We start from the raw sequence: 24,483 nt of genomic DNA, 5'->3' as shown, positions 1-24,483 counted from the left end.
TAACCTCTGGTAAACTGGCGCCCGAAAATTGTGCTCCAACATTGAGGAAGCAAGCTGTGAGTAATGGGTTAACCCCAACAGAGCGCCGCGCGGCGTTCACCTTGGCCAGCATCTATGGCCTGCGTATGTTTGGGCTGTTTTTGATCATGCCGGTTTTGGCGATCTACGGTCAGCACCTCGACGGGTTTTCACCGATGTGGGTGGGCTTGGCGATTGGTGGCTATGGCCTAACCCAAGCGTTGTTGCAGATCCCTGCGGGGATGTTGTCGGATAAAATTGGTCGTAAAGCGGTGATCACCGGCGGCTTAGTGTTGTTTGCCATAGGTAGTCTAGTGGCGGGTATGGCAGACAGCATTCAGGTGGTGACGGTCGGTCGCGCCTTGCAAGGCATGGGCGCGGTGGCGTCGGCAGTATTGGCACTGGCCTCGGATCTCACCCGTGAAGAGCAGCGCCCCAAGGTGATGGCGGTCATTGGCTCCTTCATTGGGCTCTCCTTTGCGGTGAGTTTGGTGGCAGGCCCAACTCTGGCAGCGAGCCTTGGCCTCAGCGGTTTGTTCTACATGACCGCGGTACTGTCTATTGTGGCGTTGATTGTGGTGCACACCTTGGTGCCCAATGCGGTGCGTCAAGCCCCCACCGGAGATGTGGTTGCGGTACCCGCTCGTTTTCTTAAGATGCTGAAAAACCCACAGTTGCTGCGCTTGGACATCAGTATTTTCTCCCTGCATTTCATTATGTGCGCGCTGTTTGTGGCGTTGCCACTGACGGTCGTGGACGCTGGGTTAGTGGCAACGTCTCACTGGAAATTGTATCTGCCAGCGCTGTTGCTCTCCTTCCTGTTTATGGCACCGCTGATCATCTATTCGGTGAAAAAAGGTGACAGCCGTAGCCCATTTTTACTTGCCATGATCTTGCTGATTGTTTCCATGTTAATGATGGCGTACGCTGACCACAGCCTATGGGCTCTGGGGGTTGCGACTCTGGTATTTTTCACAGGATTCAACTACATGGAGGCATCATTGCCGACACTTATCTCTCGTTTTAGTCCGCCGGGAGACAAAGGGTCAGCCATGGGCATCTACTCTACCAGCCAGTTTCTAGGTGCATTTTTAGGCGGCAGTGTGGGCGGCGGCATGTATACCGTGTTTGGTGGCGAAGGGGTCTTCCTCGCGTGTGCTGCGTTGACCACATTGTGGTTGCTGCCAATGTTTGGGTTGAAGAACCCGAAATCGGTAAAGAGCATTACCATGGATGCCGCTGTTGAGGACGACGTTCAAGCTAAGTTGTTGGCAAAACGATTATTAGAGCTAACAGGCGTTGCTGAGGTGACGGTGATCATCGAGCAGCAAGCCGCTTACTTGAAAGTTGAGGATGGTTTTGAAATCGAACAAGCGCGGGCAATTGTCGGTTAATACGGAGTAGCGTTGCTATGGGGCTGAGAAGCGCGGTGTTGATGTTGTGGTTGGTGTCTGGATTGGCTTGGGCGCAAACCACCATCAAGCACCTGAGTGTGAATGAGGTCTACTCAGGCCCTGAGCAGCCATTGCGTTTAACCATGAATATTGTTGGCCAGCCCTTTGTTGTGCAACAGCTGCGCTTTTTCCTACAACAGCCCGATGGCCGCCGTTGGTTGCTAAAGCGCCGCGACATCAACGACTACTTGGTTGAGCTGACCAGCAATGAACCCGTAGCTGGCACTCACGCCACCATCTTGGTGACCAGCCTATTCCGCGACTCAGCCAACAAGGTGCTGCAGTTTTCCGTGGCCTTGAATCCTAATGCGGCGGCACCTGAGGTTAAAAAGCAAACTCAGCAGATTGGGGTCAATCTAACCCAGCCCGCAGAACGCCGCGTCAAGGTGGCGATGTGCGATCTCAAGGGGCAGTCTCTGTGGGCTAAGTCCAAAGAGTGGGCGCCGCAATTTGGCTTGGGCCACTTCGGCAGCTTGATGGCGCTCCATGAAGCCAATCCCGAGTGTTTTGAAGGCGGTAACCCTAACCATCTTATCTGTAAGCAGTTACAGTGCCCTTCGGCAGCGATTCTATCCCGTTATCAGGATGAAGTGGATGCCAAATGGCGTTTCGATGCGGCGGTACTGAGCGCAGATCTTCGTGTTGAGCAAGGGCTTGTGGCGCCACCTAAAAGTCAGTCTCAGACGATACCGACGAAGCCTCAACCTAAGCCAGTGGCCAAGGTGGCGGTGAAAACCACGCCTAAGGTCGTAGTGAAGCCCAAACCGGTGACTAAGCCTGTGGCTAGGCCGAAGCCCAAACCAGTAGCTACGCCGACGCCGGTAACCAAGGTGGCAGCCCCCGCCAGTGGGTCTAGTTCCATTAAGCCAGGTGCCTTGATGCCATTAGGGGGGCAGTCGTTTTGGTCATTTTCCAAGGCCAGTTCGTCGAAGTTTGGTTTAGGGCAGTACGGCAGCATGATGGCGTTACTGACGTCTAACCCTGGCTGTTTTACCTCTGGAAACCCTAACCGATTGATCTGTGAGGTGCTAAGGGCACCATCCACTGCAGCAATCAGCCAGTGGCGCGATGAAGTGGCGGCCAAAGCCCGTTTTAGAAGCCTGACTAGGTGATGATCCAAGGCTGGGGGTATGGTACCCTTTGCCGATTAATATCAGTTTGAACATTTGGAGAGTGCGATGGCCAGCCGTGGCATCAATAAAGTAATTATTGTGGGTAACCTGGGACAAGATCCTGAGGTTCGTTATATGCCTAACGGCAACGCCGTGGCTAACTTCACCGTTGCTACCAGCGAAACTTGGAAAGACAAGAACACCGGCGAGCAGAAAGAGCAAACTGAGTGGCACCGCATTACCATGTATCGCCGTCTGGCAGAGATTGCTGGTGAGTACCTGCGTAAAGGTTCCAAGGTTTACTTGGAAGGTCGTCTGCAAACTCGTAAGTGGCAAGATAACAACGGGCAAGATCGTTACACCACTGAGATTCTGGTGAACGACATGCAGATGCTGGATTCCCGTGGCGGCCAGCAAGGCGGTCAAGGCGGCGGCTTTGGCGGCGGCCAACAGCCTGGTGGTTACCAAGGTGGCCAGCAAGGCGGTGGTAACTTCGGTGGTGGTCAGCAAGGTGGCTATCAGCAGCAGGGCGGCCAACAGTCTGGTGGTTTCCAGCAGCAGTCACGTCCGCAGCAATCTGCACCTCAGCAGTCTGCGCCAGCACCACAGCAATCTGCGCCTCAGCAGCAATCTGCTCCAGCGCCTCAGCAACCCGCTCAGCAGAACTACACTCCTGATCTGGACGACGGTTGGGATGACGATATCCCGTTCTAGGCCGTTAAGCCTTTGAATCGATTCGTTAAGAGCCCCTGCACTGCAGGGGCTTTTTTGTTGCGGGAAAAGTAATGACTACACCGATTAACCAAGCTGGCATTGCTGTCGGTGATTAGAGCCAGCCTTTTTGTTTGGCTATTCGAGCCGCATCAACGCGATTGCCGGCGTTGAGCTTGGCTATGGCTTCCGATAAATAGTTACGCACCGTACCCTCGGCGATAAATAGCTTTGCGGCGATCTGGGCTGTTGACTGACCTTCGCCAGCAAGTCTCAGTGCTTTGCGCTCTTTATCATTGAGTGGGTCGTGCTCGCCCACCGCCATAATGGCGAGCTCTGGGTCGATAACCCGTTTGCCCGTCATCACTTTGGCAATGGCAGCGGTGAGTTCCGACGAGGGGGAGTCTTTCAGCAGAAAGCCATCCACCCCTAACTCAATGGCGCGTTTGATGTAGCCGACTCGACTAAAGGTGGTGATGATAATGGCCTTGGTCGGGAGTTGTTGTGCTTGTATCCTCTGGGCAAGTTCAAGTCCACTCAGTCCCGGCATTTCGATATCGGTTAGCAATAGGTCGATTGGCATCTGTTTTAGAATTGCCAGTGCTTCATCGCCGTTTTCCGCTTGTATTATTTCAAAACCTTCCATGGATAGTAGGGCTGCCAGCGCGCCTCTGACCATGGCTTGATCTTCCGCTAATAATATTTTCATGGGTTTATCTGTGCCTCTCACTGCAGCGGAATGGTTATTTGGGTGTGGTAATTGGGGGTCAGCTTAACCATGTATTGACCGTTTAGGCTGGCAACACGCTCTTTAACTCCCTGAATGCCATTGCCGGCTTTGAGTGTATCGAGCTTTACTTGCTCAATGACGCTGAGTTCGGCCTTGTCAGGTTGTTGGTCGAGAATGATTTGGCAATTTTTGGCCTGACTATGGCGCAGTATATTACTGACTAGCTCAGTCAATATCAGTATGAGTTGGCTTTCGATACGGGCGGGTAACGGCTGGAGCTCGCCGGTCACTTCGACGGCTATCTCCTTATCTCTTAAGCGTTGGCATAGCTGCTGAATGGTGGCATCTAAGCCGGTATGTTTGTAGTTTGAAACCGTACGTCGAATTTGGCTTAGGCTGTCTCTGGCAATCGTACCGAGCTCTGCGAGCTGTTGACTGGCCTGGCTTATCTCCTGTTTTTCTATCAATTTTTCCGCAAGCTCGGCTTTGAGTATGATGGATGACAGGCTGTGGCCCATGACATCGTGCAGATCTCTGGCGATGCGCTCCCTTTCGACCATTTTCGCCATTTGCGCTATTTCATCTTTGCTTTTTTGCTGCAGCCTTTTGCTTTCTAGGCGTCTCTTCTCTATTACCCCAAATAGGCCCACGACGGCAACGATCAAGGTGCCGTAGGCTGGAAAGTAATATTGGTCAAAGCCAAAGAGTTGATTTAGGGCGAGAAGCGTCATGGATATCCCGATTAAACTGAATAACGCGACGCTGGTTGAGTAGAAAAAGCCGATAAAGAAACCGGCGAAAGTGAACAGTGACAGGGAACCTGTATTAATCGGCGTAATTAGAATGGCCAATAGCAACATGCCAACAATTGGCAACAGAGCGTTTTGACGATCGGCATTAAAGGCGCGGTAATAGAAAAATACAAAGGGAACCAGCGTCAATAGACTGAGGCCGATTTGCCATGGGTGATGGTCGCTTAGTATGAGGGGAATGAAATAGAAGCCGAGATTCAGCAGGTAGACCCACGCGTATCGCTTCTCTGAGGCCGCATCTTGATCGGAAGGAATATTGACAGCCATAGGTGCCTCATGGGTTCGCATTAATATTGGATAAGGTACAGCAAGCTAAATTATTTGTCTTAGCTTGCTGTGATTTCATTCGTTATTACTGGCTTTGATCATTGGGGGTGTTTTTTCGAATAAGAAACTGTGCCCAGCTATAGTCACTTTGCACCGCTAATGCCTGCTGCCAATCGGCGATGGCAGCGGTGTCATTTCCAAGGGCTTGTTGAGCCAAGCCGCGCCAGGTGTAGGCTTCCGCTTCACCCCAGCAGATGGTGTCGCAAGGGGCTTGGAATAGCGTAATGGCTTGATTTGCTAGCTCCAGTGCTTGTTGTGGGCTGCCGCCATAGGCGGCAGGGGTGTTATAGGCACCCATGGCCTGCACCAGTTTAAGCCTAGGGTTTTGCGGATCCAATTGCTCGGCGTTGGCAAGCGCTTTCGCATACTCGATACCAAAGCTTTGCGCGCTCATGGGTTCCAAGGCGATTTTCATGCCGTAAACCGAGGCCAATAGGGTGTAGTTTTCCCCATTAGCTTGTGAGCTATTAAGAAGCTCTAGGGTGGCTTGTGCTTGAGCCAGAGCGGTTTTGGCGACTTGCGGTTGCCCTAATACATTGGCACTGATGGCCAAACGGTAGTTAGCGTAGGCCTGACTATAATCGTGTTCGGTAACAACAAGCTGCTTTAGTTTATTAATATCCATGCTGTTCGCCGCAGCATCGATGTTGGCGATTTCAGCGTGAGCCGTGTGGCTGAAAAGGGCAAGTCCAGCGATCATTACAACGGTTTTCATAATCTATTCCTTTAAAGTAAATGGCAGCGTATTGCTGTGGATTAAGTATCAAAGAACCGCCGTTGCTTTATTAGGCACAAAGGTCATGGGATCGTGATGACAAATGTCATGAGTTGATTTTGAGTGGGAATAACGCCTCTCTTTTCTCAAGCCGAAAACGACTGGATAGGGGGAGCGGCCAGCGGTTCATGCCAAGAACACTAAGGTGTTCGGCTTGGAGACGTTGTTGTTGAACCCGGTACACCGGCTGGCTCACAGAGCTGGGCTTCGCTGGGTTGGTTATTAAAAATATTGATAAAAATCAATATCATTAGCGAGTTTGGGCGAGACAATGGGGGTTTCAAATCAATTGGGGATGTATCTCGAGTGAAGTTTAACCGCATGCTCGGCGTGCTAAATGGCGCATTATCGCTAGGATTGCTGACTTCTATTGCCTTAGTGTGGCAATGCCAATCCGAACTCTGTCAATTCAACACCCAAAGTCCACAGTGGCAACAAGAGACACTCAAGAACCCTGAGGCTCTTGGCGGTGCCGACTCCCATACTGAAATACCACCTCAGTCAGAGGAGAATCGACCTGCAATCTTGAGTCAGCCGCTGCCTCACTTCATCGTTTCTGAGCTGGATGCATGGGGGCTGACGGTGGAGCACATTACCGCCGAGCAGTGGCAGTGGTTTTTGGAAGCGCAAAGCGTCCAGCGCTTTGGCAATTGGCCAATTGGTGAGAGTGAAGGGGTGTTGGAATTCTATCTGCGTCAGCATAACTATCAGATGATCACTTGGCTCGTTGAGCGGGGGTTCGATTTAGATCAGGTGACTCGATATGGCCCTAAGCCTCTGTATTACGTTGCGATGTATGGAACATCTGAAGACTTTGAGTTTTTAGTTCATGCAGGAGCCAGCATCGAAGTGGCTGGTGGCAACGACGGACAGGGTTTTACAGGGGCACTGAGTTTTAACCCTAGTGTCGTAGAAAGAGAGCGGATCTTGGCTTACCTCGAACTGATGGGGTATTCACTGCGCACTGAAGAGCAAAAAATTAAAAACGAACTGTATCAATTAGATGAACATACCGATGTCGCCAACTTATTGGAAAAACTGAACTTGGATGAGATTGAAGCGTCTCGCAGTGTGCTCGGGGAGTTGCTGGTGGCTGGAATCAATCTGGAGCAATTAGAAGCGATAGCGCCAGAAACTTTAACGAGATTAGCCGAGAGTTCATGGTTTTTTATGCAGATCAGCGATGGGTATCGCTCTGAGCAAAAGGTATTGGATGCTGTTATTGATGCGGGGGCGGATATCAATCAAAGCAATGAAACTGGGTTTACCCCACTGATGTATGCAGTCATGGTGGGGAATGTTGAGCTTACCAAATATCTACTGGCCAAGGGTGCTGATACCACTGCCGCCAATTGGCAGGGAGAAACCGCAATTCAGATGCTTGATTCATTGAGGGTAACTAAAATCGAGCAGCAATTGATTGAAGAGGCTTTCCTAAAATACAGGGTTCACGAATAGATATTATTAGAAACAGACCTGCACCAGCCCTTTAATCGGTAAAGAGTAGAGGGGGGGGGGCCGGCCTGTTTGCTTCGCTTGCTGTCGTCGGTTAACTACCCCTGACTTTGCACCATCCGAGTGACTAGCGCTAAATTGTCCCTCAGCTGTTTGTCATTAGGGGACTGCTTCACCGCTTGCTGCAACAACTGTTCAGCCCGTCGATAGGCTTCTTGGGTCAGCAGCAGTTGGGCGTGGCGCTGCAGGGCTTCTAGTTGCACCGATGAGATGGCCGCGGCGCGGCGATACAGGGCCTCCGCTTGCGCTTGGTCACTGGACTCATAGTGTCGAGCTAATGCAATCAGTGCCGTGCCATTAAGTGGATCCTGTTTCAGAGCCTTGTTAAGCAGCCCCATCTGTGTGCTCACCGAGCGTTTCGGATTCTGCTGTGCCAATAGCTTGGCTTGGCTGGTGAGAGCGTGGCTGTTTTGACTTGGGGTCAGGCCTTGGTGGTCTACCAAGGATTTGAGCAAACTGGCGGCAGACTTATATTGCTGCTGAGCAATGAGATAATCACTGACCTCAAGAAGTTGAGATTGACGACCGTTAATTCCCTTGGCAACCAGTTGATTAAGATGTGGCTCTGCCAGCTGATAGTAGCCTTGATCTAGATAGATCTGCGCCAATTTCCATTTGACTTCATCATGGGGTTGTAGCTGTTGAGCTATTTCCAAGCTGGCAATGGTTTGAGGCCAATCTTGTTGGCGCTGAGCCAGGCTGGCTCTAAGTTGGTGCAATTGGGCATCATTGGGGGCGGCGACCAGTAACTGCTCTGTTAAGGACCGAGCCAGAGCGTCATCACCGGCGGTGACGGCGGCGTGGAGTAATCCTCGCTGCCACTGAGGGTTATCACCGGCGAGCATCAACGCTTGGCTGTAGGCGGCTTTGGCCGCTTGAGGTTGGTTGTCTTGCAGGTAGCCATACCCCAACATGGCATAGATCTGTGCCGGCGCCCCTTGGCTGGCGGCCAGTTGTAGATGGGGACGAGCTTGTTTGAGCTCCCCTTTCTGAGTGAGCAGAGTTCCTAGAGATTCGTGAGCTCGAGTGAAGTGGGGCATCAACTTAACCGCTTCCTCCAAAGCGGCGATCGCTTCATTTGGTTGCTGTTGCTGCTGTTGCATCTGCGCCAGAGAGAACCACATCGCCGCACTTGGGCTGCGGGCGATCTGCAGTTTTAGTTCGGCAATGGCGTCGGCTTCCCGCTGCTGTTTGACTAGGTCAACCACTTTGCCCAACACCTCATACTCCTGTTGAGTAATTTTAGGCTCGCGCTGTTGATAGGGGAGAGAGCTAAATTCGAATTGTAGATCGCCACCGTCCCAACTGAACTCTTGGGCTACGATGGACGCGCTGGCGCTAAGGCAGCACAGCGCAAAAATTATCTGTTTCATGCAGAGACCTTTAGAGGCCAGATAAATTCGGCCTTTACTTTGTTACCTTGGCGGCGAGGTGAGCTGAACCTCGCCTGATTAATGATCTTTTGTGCCAATGGGGAGAGCTCCGGATATTGAGCCTGATCCACATTGACCAGTTCTACCTTGCCTGTTTCATGAATGATCACATGCAGTCGCAACTGCGCGTCTTGAATACCCTGCTGGCGTAGGGTTTTGGGCAAGCGCACGGTGATCGGCGTCAGCAATCGAGGCATCTCATCCAGCTGATCCAGGCTGAATGTGGTGATGGCGGATACCAACGCCTGGGTATCGAAGCGGATGCTCTCCATCACCGGAGCACTGCTTAGGGCATTGGGGGCGGATAACTCCGGCAGCGGCATGTCCAGCGGCGTCACCTTCAGCTTTACCGGTGATTTCGCTTGCGACAGCGTCAGGCTGGCGGCGGCGGTTTCCTGCGGCCGAGGCTGGCTAGGAGGTGGCGGCGGTGGTGGTGGTAGCGACGCGGTATCCAGTTTGCGGATCATCATGGTGTCTTGCGGCGGTGGCGGCGCCGTGTGAGCTTGCAGCAACAGCCACAGGCCGGCCATCAAAAGCAGGGCTGCGATGCTATTTATGCTCCAGCGTAGGGTCATCCGTTGGCTCCCGACTTGGTGGCAACACTGACCTGACCAAAGCCCGCCAATTTGCACAAGTCCACCAATTGAACCAGAGATTCGGTCATGCTGTGTTTGTCTGCCTGAATGATCACTACGGAGCGGCCTTTGCGCAGTTGCTGTTTGAGCATGGGCGTGACGCCAGCCATGCCGATCTGCATGCCGCCGTGCCACACTTCGCCATCGGCGCTTAAGGCAATCATCACCGCTTGTTGCTCGGCATTGCCCTGACTGATGGCCGAAGGTCTGTCGACCTCGATGCCGGTCTCCTTTACGAATACCGCCGAGACGATGAAGAAGATCAATAAGATGAACACCACATCCAGCAGTGGACCGATGTCGATGGTGAGATTTTGGTCACCCTTATCGGTTATTGAGTGTCGGTGCATGTTTCCTCCAGAGTACGTCGTTCGCAGCGACGCTGGCACAACATCAGCAGAATTAAGGCTGGTAGTGCCGTGGTCAGCCCAAGCTGAGTGGTCAACAGCGCTTCGGCGATGCCGGTGGTTAGGGTTTGTTGATCGCCACTGGCAAGGCCATTGAAACTGTCAAACAGACCGCCAACGGTGCCCAGTAGGCCGAGTAATGGCAGCACCTTGACCCAGCCTGAAAGCTGGTGGCCTCGCAGTTGGCACTGCAGAATTTCCGTCATATCTTGGCCTTTGATCAGGAACAGTCGCTGCATCAGATCGAACACCTGCCAATAGATGACCAGCGCCAATAGGCTGATGAGAACTAACACCATCCCTTTGCCTGATAACAGCAACTCGCTCATGAGGACTCCTTGCTAGCACTGCTTAGCTCTGCCAGAAGCACTGTGTCCGCTTCCAGCTGCGCCAAATAGGCTTGGTGGCCACGATTAATGTAGGCGTGGAGCAGCAGAGTGGGCACAGCCACAATCAAACCAAGCTCGGTGGTAACCAGCGCTTCGGAGATGCCCCCGGCCAGCATATTTTGGTCTTGGTTGCCGAACAGATTCATCATCTCAAAGGTATGAATCATGCCGCTCACGGTTCCGAGCAGACCCAATAATGGTGCTACGGCAGCGGTAGCAGCAAGCATCACCATCTTGCTGTCCAATTGGGCTTTCCACTCCAGCAATTGGTGGTGAAGCTTGTCGGCCAGAGCTTCATGAGGCCAATGGCGGTGGGCTTGTGCCAAATCGAACAGCTGTTGCTGCCAGCCGTGGGTTTCGGGTTGATTGCCATCTAGGGCTTGTCGGGCAAATTGGGGTTGCAGTTTTGCCAGTCGAGCCAGGGTAACCAGTTTGTATAGGGCGACTAACAGGGCAAGGGCTCCCAGCACTAAGATGGGGTAAACCCAGATGCCGCCTTTTTCCAACTTAGATAGCCAACTGCTTTCGCTGGAGGCGATGCGAATGGCCTTGTCTTGGCTGATGTCCACTGGCATGGCGTTTATGTCGTTGATGGCCATTGGGGCGGCCATCAACAGGTTATTGGGCGTGGCGATGGTGTCCGCCAGATAGCCTTGGCCTTGAGTGTCCTTAAACCAGCTCAATGGCCCCACGGTCAGTTGCTGGCCCTGAACAATGCGGCCATCCAGGCCAACTATCTCACTGCTGCGCCATTCTGGACGCAGGTCTTGCGATAGCGCCGCAAGGCGGGAGGTAAACAGCTTGGTATCCTTGATGTCGCTGTCGCCACCGAGGTAACGCCCTAGCAGGTTATCGATGTAGCGGTTCTGCTGCTGCCACTTTCCTAGTCTGGTTTGCATGCTTTGCAGAGAGACAAACTGCTCATCCTTGGCGCGGGTATGTCCAGCCAATTGTTGACGCAGCTCGATGAGCTGGCGCTCCAGCTTCTGCAGTTTCTGTAGTTGCGGTTTACGCTGCTTTAGCAGGCCATCGCTGACTTGTTGATAGCGCTGCTGCGAAGCGGCGAGTTTGCGCTCGAACTCTCGGGTCACTTGACTGAGATCGTCTTTGGCAAATCCAAGGTGGGATACCAAAGGTAGGCAGAGCAAACATGCGGTTAGCCATCTGCGTTTCATGGTTGCACCTCCACGGATGTCAGAGGCAGGGTGACAAACTCCACGGTTTGCTTGCCCTGATAGATCTCAAAGGCTCGGTTAATTTCAGCTTGGGCCTCAGGCTTGCTTTGCCAGGCCCAAGTGCCGTCAACCACGCCACCAACTCCGACGCCTTCGCCGTTAGGTAAGCGGTAGTAGGCCTGAGACAAACCAATAAACAGCTGCTCGCCATGCCACTGCTCGCCTTGATGCATCAGTTGGCCTTGGTGCAGGTTGATGCTGGCATCGAACTCTTCCAATTTGGTGAGCAGGTCGATCATGGCGGCGAAACGCTCGCTTAAGCCCAGCTTGTTGTCTTGCAGTTTTAGCCACTGATCATGGTTGGCTTTGCTGATTGGCGGTGGCAGTTGTGGCCAGATACCCAGTAGGAAATCACTGCCCTGAGCCAATTGCTGCTCGTAAGCCTGAGTGCGCTGTTCCTGTACCTCTTGGGCTGCCAGCAGTTCCGTGCGTTTTTCTGCCACTTCATCCTGTTGCTGCTGCTGTCGTGCTAGGGCTTTGGACAGCGCCTTATGTTCCTGCTGATACAGCGCGATCAGACGCTTGTTATCCGCGAGTGTTTGCTGGGCTTCCAGTTGCAGCGCTGAGGTAGCTCGCTCGACTTGAAGCTGCTGGCTCACCAATAGGTCGAGCTTGGCCAACTCCGCAGAACTGGCCACAGCGAATCCTATGTGAGCCGACATCGCCCCAAGGACGATGTAGGTTAGGGATTTCGATAACACGGTGATCCTCTCTATTGCGCCGCGGCGAAGCGGCCCAGATCCAGTTGTCGTTCAAACAGCGGCTGCAAACTGCGTTGATGCGACACCATCATCAAGCTGGTTTGTGGTAGCTGTTGTTTTAAGGTTTCAATCATCGCTTTGGCGCTGGCTTCGTCTAAGCTGCTGGTGGCTTCATCCAGAATTAAGGTATCCGGTTTTGCCAGTAGGGCTCGGGCGAGGCTGAGTCGTTGCTGCTCACCGCCGGACAAACGCTGTTGCCATTCGCATTCGAAGCTGAGGTTGTCACTCAGGTGCGTCAAATTGACGTCGTGCAGTACCTGCACTAGCTGTTGATCGTCGTAGTCGGCTTCACTGGGGTAGCTCAAGCAGGCTCGCAAGCTACCGGATGGTAAGTAGGGTTTTTGCGGCATCAACATGGTGTGCCCCTGCGCCTGTTTAAACTCGCCATCGTAGAAGGGCCAGATCCCTGCTAGGGTACGCAGTAGGGTGGACTTACCCAGTCCGCTGACTCCAGAGATCAGCAGTTGTGAGTGTGGCGGCAGTGTCAGCTCGACTTTATCCAGCAGCGGCTTGCCATTCGGGGTAAACAGCGCCAGCTGCTGGCAATCGAGCTGCTGGTCTTTCTCCGGCTGTGGTAGGGGCTGTTGCTGCTCCATGGCCTCGAGGAATTGGCCGATACGCACCACGGTGGCGGACCAGCGAGTTAGGTTTTCGTAACTGTGAACAAACCAGCTGAAACCGGCGTACACCTTCATAAACGCCATGCGTACCTGAAACAGACCGCCGATGGTGATCACCTCTGCCATCAGTGCCGGAATGCCAGCAAATAGCGGTACCATCTTGGCGGTTTCGTGATAGCTGTTTACCACCAAACCAAGGTTTTTGCGGCGGTTCATGAGCATGCGCCAGTTGCCGATGATGTCGGTAAAGCCGCCTTTGAGGTTCATCTGTTCCTTGGCTTCCCCTTTGAACAGCGCGATCTGCTCGGCGTTGTCTCGCTTACGCAGTAAGCTGGCACGGAAGTTAGCTTCTTTGCGCTGCTGCTGGTAATTCAAGCCGTGGAGTTTGTGGCCGAAAAATTGAGTCAGGCCGGTGCCGAAGATGGCGTAGATCAGCGCTACCCAAAACAGGTAACCGGTGATGTGAATCACCTCGCCATCCCAAGGAATCGCCAAGTTGCCAGAGAGCTCCCACAGTACCGAGGTAAAGGCGATCAGCACGGCGGTGGACTTGATGGCGCCTACAAACAGCTCAACGCTGTCGCTGGTAAGCAGGCGGGCGTCTTCAGCGATACGTTGATCCGGGTTGTCGGGCTCTTCCCCTAAGGTCATGCGGTAGTAGGTGCCGTTGGCGAACCAACGCTCAAGCAGCCCTTCGGTCATCCATTGACGCCAGCGGATCTGCACCAATTCAGCGAGCCAATCGGCGTACACTTTCAGTAGAACAATGATGGCCACCAGCCAGCAGAAATCGATCAGCAGCGGATAGATGGCGTCGACGTTGAGCTCAGCCAGCGCGTCGTAAAAGTCACGGTTCCATTCATTGAGCCACACGGTGATCTCAATCATGGTTAAGCTGGCGCCAATGGACATGCCCAGTAGCACCCAGGAGAACCAATTGCGTTTGTTGAACCAGTAAGGTCCGGCCAAGCGCCAAAACTGTTTTAACAGATTCATAAACCAGTTAAGCCCCAGCACATGCCGGGGCTCCTTTAAGTAGCTAAATAATTAAGACTTTTTTTCTGGCAACAACAACGCGTCGATGACGTTGTCGGTACTGAGGATGGTTTGTGCCATGGGCAGCAGTTCATCCGGAGTCACCTGATTTAGCCAAGTGAGGTAGTCAGTCAATAGATCGCGGTAGTTGTCGTCGGCGGCCATCTCTGTCAGCCAGCGATAACGATCACGGTCGCTGATCGCCTCAGGCTTAAGACCACTGATGATCTGCTCACGAACTTTGTCTAACTCCTCTTGGGTGATGCCGTTTTTGGCCACTTCATCCACGATTGCCAGCGCCATCTGCTTCAGCTCGTCGGCACGCTCCGGTTGGTGGGAGTAGCTGATCATGCCGTAAGCTTGCTGACGAGCACGCTCCAGTTGGATACCAAAACGGCTGGTGTACACGCCACCGGCTTCTTCACGCAGCTTCTCGCGCATGCGCAGGGAGACAACTCGGGTTAGCAGGTTAGCCTGATTCTTGGCGGTATCGCTGTATGGGTAATCGGCGTTGAACAGTACGCTGGTGATCCCCTGCGGCTCTTCACCTCCTTCAACCAAGATGCGGTGTTTGCCGGTGGCCAGTTTTGGTAGCTTAGGCTCGCCGTGGGCTTCGCCACTTGGCAGGTGACCAAGATAACGGCTGGCCAGATCAATTACGGTGTCGGCGTCGATATCACCAATCACCACTAGCTGATGGCCAGCAGCGGTTCCAAAGATCCCTTTGTACGCTTTGAGCATCTGCTCGGCACTGACGCTGCGAAGTTCTTCTGGGGTCATCGGTTGTTGGGATGGGGTGTTTTCAAAACGCAGACGATCGATCTTCTCGTTAAATTGGGAAGAGGGGTTATCCTTACGGCGGTCCATGCTGCGAGCCATGAAGGTCTGTTTGGCTTTCCAGATCGTTTCGTCCACCTGCGGCTGGGTCAGCATCAAGTTGACGTTTTGCAGCCAGGCTTCAACGGCGTCACTGCTGGTGGATCCAAAGATGCCTTGTTGGGTCAGATCCACGTAAGCGATTTGGCGCATGTTGTGATCAGCGTTAATTGCCGCCAATGCTTCGGCGTTAAAGCCGCCATAGCCAAAGGTGGATAAGTTGCGAGTTGCCAAAGATGCAGCGCGGCGATCTTCCTGTGGCAGCAGACTGGTGCCACCGTAGCCTTGCCAGCGCATCTGAACTTGATTGGCCGATTCATCACTGTGCTGGAACCATACCTGAGCGCCGTTGGCCAGAGTCCATTTCTGAACATCGTCAAACTGCTCATGGCTGATCACCTTGGCTGCTTCAGGTGCTTTGTCGAACAGGCTCTTTGGCAGAACTTTTTGAGCAAGAGCCGCTGGCGGATTGGCCAGAGCCTTGGTCCATAGGCTGGCGATTTCTGCCTGAGTTGGCAGCTGCTTAGCGTGTTCGCTGTTGATCTGGGCGATCACCAATGGAGTACGTTCTTGAGTTACCTTGGTGAAGTGCTGGTTGATCTCGTCGATGGTGATGCTCGACATCAGACCTTGGGCAATCTCATTAAACTGGCTGAGCTCAACCAGAGGCTTCTGCATGCGAATTTGGTTGAACAGCCCCATCATCTGGCGGCTGTTTTTAGCGCCTTTTTGGCCATCGGCCATGGCGCGGTAGCGGGCAGAGAGTCCTTTGCGTGCGGTGTCCAGATCTTGCTGAGTAAAACCGTGGGCGGCATAGCGGCTCACCTCAGTGAACAGTTCGTTCATGGCGTTGAGGTAGTTGCCATCTTTCAAGATCGCCATAACACGGTTGTTGTTGTAACCGGTTGCCAGAGGCATGGCACTTGAGACCATGCGACTGATGTAGTCGGTTTCGGTTTGATACTGAACTCGCAGACGGTTGTCCATCATGGTCATGGCGATGCTGTTGAGAAGCTCTGCACGCAGCTCGGCTTCGTTGTGTGGCATCGCTTGTTCGCCGCGCAGGTTTACTGAGAGCACTTCTGTGGTGATCTCAGGATCTTCGATGGTATCGAAGGTCAACTCAGTCGGCAGAGGCAGGGTCAGATCCGGACGAGCAGGCAGAGGTTTAGCTGGCATCTGGGCGAAGTGTTTACCCAACATGGTTTCCACTTGTGCCTTGGTCACGCTGCCCACAACCAATAGGGTCATGTTGTTTGGATGGTACCAGTCATCGTAGAAGGCTTCGATGCGATCGGCACCGATGTGGCGAACCAGCTCCATATCGCCAATCGGGTCGCGGTCGCCAAAGCGGCTGCCTTTTAGGGTAATCTTGCGGTTGGCAGTACCTAGGCGAGCCATCATATTAAGGCCACGGCGCCACTCCTCTTCCACGACTGGGCGCTCGTTTTCTAACTCGGATTGATCGAACGTCAAAGCGCTAACCTGCTGCGAAAACATGTTAAATGCTTCGTCCAACATCTTGTTGCTGTTGTTTGGTAGGTGCAGGTAGTAGGAGGTGGTGTAGTACTCGGTCATGGCGTTGACGTCACGACCAAAGACCATGCCCAAGGATTCTTGATGCTCAATGATGCCGTTACTTGGGAACTGTTCGGTTCCGTTAAACGCCATGTGTTCAACTAGGTGGGCAATGCCCTTCTGGTCGTCGGCTTCATCGAGGGAACCGGCATGAACAATTAACTGCATAGAGATGCGGTTCGCAGGTTCAGCATTGGGCAGAACAATGTAGTTCATGCCGTTGGCCAGCTGTCCTTGCTGGATGTCAGTGCGCTCTGGTAGCGGCTGTTGCGCCAAAACTGAGCTAGCACCATTATCCGTGGTGCTAGGGTTTAGGTTAAGGCCGGAGTTGCTGCAGCCTGCCACTAGGGCGGCACTGATCAGTACACTCAAAGTTAATCGTTTCATTGCGTTTTATTCCAGTTAGAAACAACGAACTGGCAGAGCCCAAAGACCCCGCCAGTTTTCTACTTAAATATTGGTTTTTATTAAAGTTTGAAGCCTACGTTCAGCCAGACCTCCCGGCCTTTGTTGTAGTAGTCATCAGTAAATTTGCTATTGCCATCGATGCCGGAGCTGGAGATTTTCACTTGCTCATCCAGTAAGTTGGTCACGCTTAAGCCAATGGTAAAGTGGTCGTGAGCCATGCTTGGGGTCCAAGTTAGCTTGGTATCCCAAGTGATCAGGCTGTCCATTTCGGCGGAAGACATGACGGCAACGGCTGTTGGAACGCCCTCGATGTCACGGCTTTCTTGGCGTTGGAACAGCGTCAGCTTGCGTCCACCTTCGTAGTTGACGAGGTTATTCCAAGTCAGGCCGTATTGTGGCCAAGCGGCATTCAGTCCTAGCGCGGCGGTGAAATCGCTGTTGTAGCTACCTGCATCCATCTCGCTACGCTTCATCAGCTCACCATCCAGCTCGACCCACTCCAGTTGGCTGCCGGTATTGAGATCGTTTTCGTTGTCATACACAGAGGTTACGCTGCCGGAACCTTTGGAATCGACGTATCCCAAATTCAAAAAGCCGCCGAATTGACCACCCAATGCGTGGTAATTACGAGCGTTGCTGAAACGGATGGAGTAGATGTGGCTGTCACTTTCCATGTTGTTCAACAGCTCATCTTGCTTAAGGGTGCTGTTGTAAACCGATTGCAGACCATCACGCTGCATGCGGAATAGGTAGCCTGCATTCATGACTATGTTGCCAAGCTGCAGATCGTAGTTCAGCGCCACTTCGTCTGAGTATGGAGTTTCTGCTTGATTTAGGTTGATCTTTTGATACTGAGTAGCGCCTTCACAAACGTAATCGTTCGGGTTCAGGCTAACGTTGTCGGCATCAATGCTGGCAACACAATCTTGGTAGTTGGCTTGCATGCCGCGTTTTTCTGCAGTTAAAGCCCAGCCCAGCAGGCTGCCACTGTAGTAACGGGACACACCTAGGCTCAAGCGGTTGGTGCGGTCAGTTTCGAAGTCCCAGCTGCCCTTCACGCGAGGTGCCAGTACAGTTTGATCGAAGAGATCCATGTGCTCAGCACGCAGGCCAAGGTCTACCGTCAGTTTGTTCCACTCGATGGTATCGGTGGCAAACAGCGCGTATTGGTTGGCATCGGCTTTGTAGCTACCCGCAGAGGTCACTACCCAGTTGTCTAGCTCAACGGTACCGTCGGCGTTGCTAAATTGAGAGAAAGTGTGGAAGTCGTTGTGGAAGTTACCCTCAGCGGAGTGAAGAGTCGCTTCGGCACCCACGGTGATGCTGTGGCGCACGTCGCCAGTAAAGATGTCGTTGAAATCAAAAGCTGACTTTAGCTTAGTGCTGTCTTGAGTTTGATCTAAGTTACCGTAGGAGCCCTCGGAACCCATGCTGAAACCGGTGCGGTAGTCAAAATGGGTTTTGTAGTAGTCAACGTCTGCACTTCGTTCGTCTTTCAACTGGTCGAAGGCAACGGTATTGCGCCAGTGACCTAATTCGAAATCACGACTTAGCTTAACGGTAAAACCAAAACCAGAATGACTATTTTCGTAGTCACTGTTTTCGTCAGTTTCATTGGTAAAGGTGTCGTTTAGGAAACGTTCTTCGGTGAACTCTGAGTAGCGAAACTCATTGCTCAGTTCCCAAGCGCCTAGGGTTGCTAGGTGATTGATGAACATATTGGTGTTGGTTTGAGTCTGATCTTTACGTTCGCCGTTGTAAATCAGGGGGATGTCTGATTCCTGTAGGCTGAGACCAAAACCCAGTTTGTGATTTTCGCTAACGCCGCCGCCAACGAATAGGTTGTGGAAACGCTTTTGGTATTTGTCTTGGTAACGGCCGTCACCCCAAACTGGCGATTCCAGATCGCCATTATCTTCATCGAGTTTAGGATCGCTGTTCCAGCTGCTATCGGTCATTCGATAGTTATACTCGGCTTCGAACGTATCGGTTGGCTTACGCAGTTCAGCGTTGATGACACCACCGGTAAAGCTGCCGAATTCTGCATCAACATTGCGATCCATCACTTCCACGGATTCCAATAGATCGGTATCGAAGAAGTAGCCAGAAGTGTGGCCGCCTAGGCTGCCAGCGCTGTCGGAGTCTTTAAATGTGGTGATGTTGTTGGTGGTCACGCCGCCAATCATGTAGTTGGTTTGGTGGGGACGGGCGTTAGCCAGTGAGATCTCCTCAGGAGCCAGATCGCCGGCGCGTACTGAACCGGTGGCATCGTTAATGGCAATACCAGGCTGAGTTTTCAATAGCTGAGACAGAGTGGAGTTGGCCATGGGTTTGGCGTCAATGTCTGCGCGATCGATGAGTAGACCATCCGCTTGTTCAACGGTTTGAGTTTGGGTCTCTTCAAGAACAGGAAGTGCGTCTTGGGCGAGCAACTGCGGGCCGTATAAGGCTAAGCCGATGCTGGCTGCTAGTAAGGAGGGGATTCGAACCGGTTTCATCATGCACCTAATGGTAATCATTATCATTTGTGCAGGATTATGCTCTTGGTAAAGTGATGATCCAAACGATAATGATTTGCATTACTTTTTGTGTGATCTGGATCAAAAAATGTAATATCTATCCTATTAATTTTTCTTGGTTTTAAGTCTCAGGTATACCTATTAGCTTCCACGTCATCTGCTGATTTCAGGAAGAGTACGCTCTAAGGCTTAGGGAAAATAGGTATAGGAAGACGCGTTTTAGAGGGGGGCGATGACCATGAAGGAAGGTTTTTGGTGAAAGTGACGGTACAGAGGCTTAAATGCAATATTGGGTAGGTTAAAGTAGTTTATTGAGTGTTTTAGACAATTGATGCCAATATTTGGCAAGTCTAATTATTGGTATTTCGAAATTTTTCTATTTAGTTGAATAGCGATCGTTTAAATAACGTCCAGTTCTGCAGTTTGACGCGTATCTCATATCGTGATGTTTAGATGAATCACTGTAAGTTTCGGGCAAGAATTAATAAAAATACTAGTAATTTCATTGAAGCTTAGTAGTAACCCCCCCTCCTTTCTTAATAGGTCTTAACTTGTCTTGTCAGTGATGTTTCGGCGTAATTTGATTTCTTAAGTGTATTTTTAGGTCAATAATTCTACTGTTTTTGTGTCAAAAGTGTGCGTCTTGTTGGTTGATGTGTAACTGTATTTCATTTAGCATTGTTCGATGAAACTAAGGACCGCAGGCTCTAAGAATCAGTAATATGCACTTTTTAATTCCCCTTAGAGCCGTTTGGAATATAGCGGATAAATCACGGTATCGTGGCTACTGCTATTTCGAGGATAAGATCTAAAATGCCCGCCATAAAAATGACAATTAAAAAAAAGCTGCTTGTGTCATTAGTATTGTCTGCAGTGATTCCCGCATTATTAGTTAGTTTCTTGATTCGTGGTGAGTCGTACTCACTAGTGGAATCAAGGTTGATGGATTCTGAATTTCCAGCGGTATTAACTAGTATTACCTCTGATATAGAAAGTGAAATCTCACCACTGTTTTCTGCTGCAGAACAACTTGCTGAGAATCCTTATGTACAGGGAATATTGTCAGAGCCGGACCAGTTAAGTGAGGGGGATGAGCAGATACTCATTTCGATACTGAGTGCCATTGCCGGTCAATATGATTTAAGTGATGTGTCAGCGATTAACAAGCAAACTGGGCATTACTGGAACCAAAACGGTTTCCTGCGGGTGATGCAGCCCGAGCGTGATAAGTGGTTCTTCAAATTCCGTAATGATGTTGAGCAAAGTAAGATCAACATATATTCCAGTGCTGAGAAGAATGAACACCGCATCTACGTCAATTATAAAACGCTGTCGGAATCGGGCTTGGTAACCGGATTATCTCGAAGCTTGGAAGATATGATTGAGCGTATTAATGGCTTTCGTCTGGAGCAAACTGGATTTGTTTATTTGGTTGACGCCGAAGGTGTTGTCCAGGTCCATAATCAGGGCAAGCAGATTGTGGGTCGGCAGCTGGACGATCTATATCAGAGCGGCATCAGTAGCCAATTATTAAGCCAATCTGGCTTTGGCTATGCTGAAACCCACTTTGATGGTCAAAATTACATCGTGGCGGCTGAGTATATCCCGTTGATGGACTGGTATGTGATTGCTCAAGTGCCAAAATCGGAAATTTTTGAGTCATTGAACCAAGCTTTTGCCAAGGTGATCTGGATTGTCGTCGCCATTGTCGTGGTCTCAATTGGTTTGGCGCTGGTGATTGCCAACTCCATTAATAAGCCTCTTCAGCAAGTGACGAAAGTGTTCCTTGATATTGGCGAAGGGGATGGCGATCTCACCTACCGAATTGATTTGGCGGATCGCCAGGATGAGTTAACGGACTTGAGCCGAGGCTTCAATAGTTTTGTTTCCAAAATTCAGCAAGCGGTATTGGAGATCATTGAAACTGGCGAGGCGTTGAACGCAGCATCCTTGGCATTGATGGACAAAGCGGGTTTGGCGTCAGAGCGTAACCAGGAGCAAAACCAGCAAACCATTGAGATGGCTATGGCCATTGATCAACTGGGCATTACCATTACTGAGAATGCCAGCAATGCCTCTCTGGCTTCAACGTCAGCAGAGGATGTGAATAACAGCTCCGCCAATGCCAAGATGATTGTGGGTACAGCCAAAAGCACCATCAATCAGCTTGCCGAAGAGATTGGCAACACCTCTGGAATCATTCACAACGTGGCGGCCAATACCGACAACGTTGGTTCGATTTTGGAAGTGATACGTTCAATCTCTGAGCAAACCAATTTATTGGCGCTCAATGCTGCCATTGAAGCAGCGCGGGCGGGAGAGCATGGTCGCGGTTTTGCGGTGGTGGCGGACGAGGTGCGTACTCTGGCGAGCCGAGTTGCAGACTCCATTAATCAGATCCAGCAGATGATCAGTCAACTCCAGCAAGGAGCCCAAGATGCCGTGGATGCCATGGCGTTGAGTACTGAAAACACCCACCAAGGGGTCAAGGCTTCTGACGACGCTGCCAGTACCTTGGACTCTATTTCGGATGCGATCAGTAACATCACCAACATGAATATGTTGGTCGCAACGGCAACGGAGGAGCAGCAAAATGTTGTGCAGACGCTCTCTTCTAATATTGAAGCTATTAAGGGAATCAATACCCTGTCCACGGAGAGTGCCAAGGAGTTGGAACTGTCTTGTAATGAACTGCATCAGATCTCCACTCGATTGAAAACCCTTGCAGCATCTTTTAAAGCGTAATTGTAAATGGTGGAAAAGCTCGCTACCCATAGCGAGCTTTTTTATTGTTTGTTTTTGGTGCCTTAGTGATTAGTGCGATCGGAATCACATTCAGATTGCATTGGCAATGGTAATCATTATCATACTCATCTCATTTATGTAAACTCGCCAGCAAACCTGTAAGCGCGATAACGAAATTAGAATGAGTGCAGTCTCAACTCCTAAACCCCCTAAACAAAATGGTTCACCTTGGACAGTGGTGCGTCGAACCTTAGCGGCCACCGTTGGCGGTTACATCGCCACTGCTGCGGTGTCAGCTGCCATTGCATTGGCACTTCCCCTGCATAAAGCGGACAGCACCCTATTGATGATGATGTTGTCTTTTTTGATTTGGGCAACGTTGGGCATCTATGTCTTTTCGGTTCGTTCCGAGCGCCGTGCTTGGACGGTGCTGTTGAGCGTTACTCTGCTCAGTGTTATTGGCCTGTGGTTGAAGGGAAATTAGCCGAATGAAAGAGACCTTTTTCCGCACCATGACCTGGTTGCACACTTGGACTGGCTTGTTGGCCTCTTGGTTGCTGCTGCTGGTGTTCTTTGCCGGCACACTCAGCTATTACCGTTATGAAATTAGCCTATGGATGAAGCCTGAACTGCACACTAATGTAATGCAGACATACGCGCAGGTGCCTCTGGCGCAGACCTTAGAACAGGGTCAAGATTATCTGGCTCAGGTGGCTCCAGATGCCAGAAGCTGGATGCTTCGCTTACCAACACACCGAGTGCCCTACGTCAGTTTTAGCTGGCAGGATAAACCACTAGAGGGTCAGCGACGTGGGAAATTCCATGAACACATCGTGGCGACCGATGGCTCGATGATCACCGAGGTACGGGAAACCAAGGGTGGGCACTTTTTCTATCGGCTTCATTTTGATCTGCATTATCTGCCTGTGGCGCTAGCTCGGTACTTGGTGGGGTTGGCGACCATGGCGATGCTGCTGGCCATCATCTCAGGCATCGTCATCCATAAGCGCATCTTCAAAGACTTTTTTGCGCTGCGTCTTAAGAAGGGGACGCGTTCTTGGCTCGATGGACACACCTTATCCAGTGTGGTGGCTCTGCCTTATCACCTGATGATCACCTATACCGGCCTGATCGCCTTGATGTTTATGTATATGCCGTCAGTACTGCAGGCGACCTATGAGGGTGACCGCCGCGCGTTACGAGCGGACTTAATGCCGGAGATTGTCCAAATGACCTCGACGGCGGAGCACACGGAGTTGGTGTCGGTTAGCAGCTTGCTGCCCCACATTGAGCAACAGGCTCAGGGGCAACCGATTCGCGATATTCGAATTCAGTCGCCGATGCAAGCGGGCAGTCAGATTCAGGTGACTCTGCGCAACGATAACCGAGTCAGTGACAGTGAGCCGAGACTGTTTTTTGATGGCGTCACCGGTGCATTTCTAGGTCGCTCTGATGGTGCGGTTTCCTCCGTCAGTGAAGCGTATGAAACCATGATCGGGTTGCATGCAGGCCGGTTTGCGACGCCAATGCTGCGCTTTGCGCTGTTTATCAGCGGTGTACTTGGGTTTGTTATGGTGGCCACCGGTTCACTGTTGTGGAGTAAAAAACTGCGCCAGAAGCAGCAAAAGCAGCTGGCTACAGGGGCTAAGCCATCTAAGGGGCTGTTTATCACGGACAACCTTAATTTGGGTGTGATCGCTGGGTTGCCCATCGCTGGGGCCTGTTATCTGTGGGCCAACCGTTTGATTCCTGCAAGCTATTCGGCTCGATACGATGCCGAGATTCATCTGTTTTTTATTGGGCTGGCGGCGACACTCATTCTGGCCTTTGTGGGGCGCCTTCGCTGGCGCAGCGCGTCCTTAGTCGGTGCCGCGTTGTGGCTGGGAGTGCCGTTGATTAATGGCGTGACCTCCTCACAGAATCTAATTTCCAACATCGCCAGCGGGCAGTGGTTCATCGCTTGGGTGGATGTGATGGCGTTGATGATCGGTGCCGCTTTGCTGGTGGTCGCCCGTTACAGCAAGCGCGCTGATTCAAAGGCTGACGTCGCGATGGCTGAGGAGCGCTCTTAATGTTGCTGATACTGACTTTTATCAATGTGGTGGCATTTTCCCTGTTTGCCCTGAGCTCGGTGGCGACCTATCGAGATATCTTCGGAAGCCGGCCCTCTGAGCGGCGCTGCCTGTTGCTTAAGTGGTTAGGCTCTGCGGCCTTAGTTGCTGCCCTTGGCTGGTGCCTGTTGCAGATGAACCTAGGCTTGGCATTGCTGTTCTGGTTTGGGGATATGACGGTTGTCGCCTTAAGCCTAGCCCTTATGTTGACCTTAAGGGCCGAGCGAAAGCAATTGCGGCGACGCCAGTCCACTTAAGCCGAAAAGGGTTGGCTCTT

At 51.8% G+C, this 24,483-nt stretch carries 20 protein-coding genes; 8 read left to right on the top strand and 12 right to left on the bottom strand.

Features of this window, described 5'->3' with window-relative positions:
- Window positions 1-56 precede the first annotated feature (56 nt).
- From FCL42_RS07360 to ssb, 3 genes are all read left to right on the top strand, one after another.
- Window positions 57-1,412 carry an MFS transporter gene (locus FCL42_RS07360; RefSeq protein ID WP_136862757.1) on the top strand — a complete coding sequence of 452 codons (1,356 nt, stop codon included), beginning with the start codon at window positions 57-59 and terminating at the stop codon, window positions 1,410-1,412.
- Window positions 1,413-1,429: 17 nt separating this feature from the next.
- Window positions 1,430-2,584, top strand: coding sequence for a type IV pilus assembly protein FimV (locus FCL42_RS07355; protein ID WP_136862756.1), 1,155 nt, complete (start codon window positions 1,430-1,432; stop codon window positions 2,582-2,584).
- 66 nt (window positions 2,585-2,650) lie between these two features.
- A complete protein-coding gene (gene ssb, locus FCL42_RS07350) occupies window positions 2,651-3,298 on the top strand; it encodes a single-stranded DNA-binding protein (RefSeq protein ID WP_136862755.1) in 648 nt (215 codons plus the stop codon).
- A 112-nt stretch (window positions 3,299-3,410) separates the two neighbouring features.
- On the opposite strand, the gene FCL42_RS07345 is transcribed toward ssb, so the two are convergent.
- The 3 genes from FCL42_RS07345 to FCL42_RS07335 all read right to left on the bottom strand — a co-directional run bounded on the left by FCL42_RS07345 (window position 3,411) and on the right by FCL42_RS07335 (window position 5,879).
- Window positions 3,411-4,004 carry a response regulator transcription factor gene (locus tag FCL42_RS07345; RefSeq protein ID WP_136862754.1) on the bottom strand — a complete coding sequence of 198 codons (594 nt, stop codon included), beginning with the start codon at window positions 4,002-4,004 and terminating at the stop codon, window positions 3,411-3,413.
- A gap of 17 nt (window positions 4,005-4,021) precedes the next feature.
- Complete coding sequence (locus FCL42_RS07340) at window positions 4,022-5,104, bottom strand: sensor histidine kinase (protein ID WP_169308321.1); 1,083 nt, start codon at window positions 5,102-5,104, stop codon at window positions 4,022-4,024.
- A gap of 85 nt (window positions 5,105-5,189) precedes the next feature.
- Window positions 5,190-5,879 (bottom strand): tetratricopeptide repeat protein, encoded by a 690-nt coding sequence (locus tag FCL42_RS07335; protein WP_136862752.1) that lies wholly within the window; start codon window positions 5,877-5,879, stop codon window positions 5,190-5,192.
- Window positions 5,880-6,245: 366 nt separating this feature from the next.
- Between FCL42_RS07335 and FCL42_RS07330 the strand changes: the two genes are divergently transcribed.
- Window positions 6,246-7,397 (top strand): ankyrin repeat domain-containing protein, encoded by a 1,152-nt coding sequence (locus FCL42_RS07330; protein WP_136862751.1) that lies wholly within the window; start codon window positions 6,246-6,248, stop codon window positions 7,395-7,397.
- A 95-nt stretch (window positions 7,398-7,492) separates the two neighbouring features.
- On the opposite strand, the gene FCL42_RS07325 is transcribed toward FCL42_RS07330, so the two are convergent.
- The 9 genes from FCL42_RS07325 to FCL42_RS07285 form a co-directional block, all read right to left on the bottom strand.
- Window positions 7,493-8,827, bottom strand: coding sequence for a tetratricopeptide repeat protein (locus FCL42_RS07325; protein ID WP_136862750.1), 1,335 nt, complete (start codon window positions 8,825-8,827; stop codon window positions 7,493-7,495).
- Entirely contained in the window at window positions 8,824-9,462 is a 639-nt protein-coding gene (locus FCL42_RS07320; protein WP_136862749.1) for an energy transducer TonB, read from the bottom strand. The genes FCL42_RS07325 and FCL42_RS07320 overlap by 4 nt, the downstream gene beginning before the upstream one ends.
- Window positions 9,459-9,872: an ExbD/TolR family protein gene (locus FCL42_RS07315; protein ID WP_136862748.1), complete on the bottom strand. Its 414-nt coding sequence runs from the start codon at window positions 9,870-9,872 to the stop codon at window positions 9,459-9,461. Before FCL42_RS07315 ends, FCL42_RS07320 begins: the two co-directional genes overlap by 4 nt.
- Window positions 9,854-10,258 (bottom strand): MotA/TolQ/ExbB proton channel family protein, encoded by a 405-nt coding sequence (locus tag FCL42_RS07310; protein WP_229359805.1) that lies wholly within the window; start codon window positions 10,256-10,258, stop codon window positions 9,854-9,856. Before FCL42_RS07310 ends, FCL42_RS07315 begins: the two co-directional genes overlap by 19 nt.
- Window positions 10,255-11,493, bottom strand: a complete 1,239-nt coding sequence (locus tag FCL42_RS07305; protein WP_136862747.1) for a MotA/TolQ/ExbB proton channel family protein — start codon at window positions 11,491-11,493, stop codon at window positions 10,255-10,257. Before FCL42_RS07305 ends, FCL42_RS07310 begins: the two co-directional genes overlap by 4 nt.
- Window positions 11,490-12,254, bottom strand: coding sequence for a DUF3450 family protein (locus FCL42_RS07300; RefSeq protein WP_136862746.1), 765 nt, complete (start codon window positions 12,252-12,254; stop codon window positions 11,490-11,492). Before FCL42_RS07300 ends, FCL42_RS07305 begins: the two co-directional genes overlap by 4 nt.
- Before the next feature lie 11 nt (window positions 12,255-12,265).
- Complete coding sequence (locus tag FCL42_RS07295; protein ID WP_136862745.1) at window positions 12,266-13,930, bottom strand: ABC transporter ATP-binding protein/permease; 1,665 nt, start codon at window positions 13,928-13,930, stop codon at window positions 12,266-12,268.
- A gap of 51 nt (window positions 13,931-13,981) precedes the next feature.
- Window positions 13,982-16,810 carry a M16 family metallopeptidase gene (locus FCL42_RS07290; protein ID WP_136862744.1) on the bottom strand — a complete coding sequence of 943 codons (2,829 nt, stop codon included), beginning with the start codon at window positions 16,808-16,810 and terminating at the stop codon, window positions 13,982-13,984.
- 80 nt (window positions 16,811-16,890) lie between these two features.
- Window positions 16,891-19,329 (bottom strand): TonB-dependent receptor plug domain-containing protein, encoded by a 2,439-nt coding sequence (locus FCL42_RS07285; RefSeq protein WP_169308320.1) that lies wholly within the window; start codon window positions 19,327-19,329, stop codon window positions 16,891-16,893.
- A 963-nt stretch (window positions 19,330-20,292) separates the two neighbouring features.
- On the opposite strand from FCL42_RS07285, the gene FCL42_RS07280 reads away from it, so the two are divergent.
- From FCL42_RS07280 to FCL42_RS07265, 4 genes are all read left to right on the top strand, one after another.
- The gene (locus FCL42_RS07280; protein WP_169308319.1) at window positions 20,293-22,095 is read left to right on the top strand and encodes a methyl-accepting chemotaxis protein; all 1,803 of its coding nucleotides are present in this window, start codon (window positions 20,293-20,295) and stop codon (window positions 22,093-22,095) included.
- 181 nt (window positions 22,096-22,276) lie between these two features.
- Entirely contained in the window at window positions 22,277-22,579 is a 303-nt protein-coding gene (locus FCL42_RS07275; RefSeq protein WP_136862741.1) for an iron transporter, read from the top strand.
- 4 nt (window positions 22,580-22,583) lie between these two features.
- On the top strand, window positions 22,584-24,167 hold the full coding sequence (locus tag FCL42_RS07270) for a PepSY-associated TM helix domain-containing protein (RefSeq protein WP_136862740.1): 1,584 nt from the start codon (window positions 22,584-22,586) through the stop codon (window positions 24,165-24,167).
- Complete coding sequence (locus FCL42_RS07265) at window positions 24,167-24,463, top strand: DUF3325 domain-containing protein (protein ID WP_136862739.1); 297 nt, start codon at window positions 24,167-24,169, stop codon at window positions 24,461-24,463. The genes FCL42_RS07270 and FCL42_RS07265 overlap by 1 nt, the downstream gene beginning before the upstream one ends.
- Window positions 24,464-24,483: the final 20 nt, after the last annotated feature.

Source organism: Ferrimonas aestuarii, assembly GCF_005116665.1.
Taxonomy (GTDB): Bacteria; Pseudomonadota; Gammaproteobacteria; order Enterobacterales; family Shewanellaceae; genus Ferrimonas; species Ferrimonas aestuarii.
This window is presented reverse-complemented; position numbering and strand designations above follow the sequence as displayed.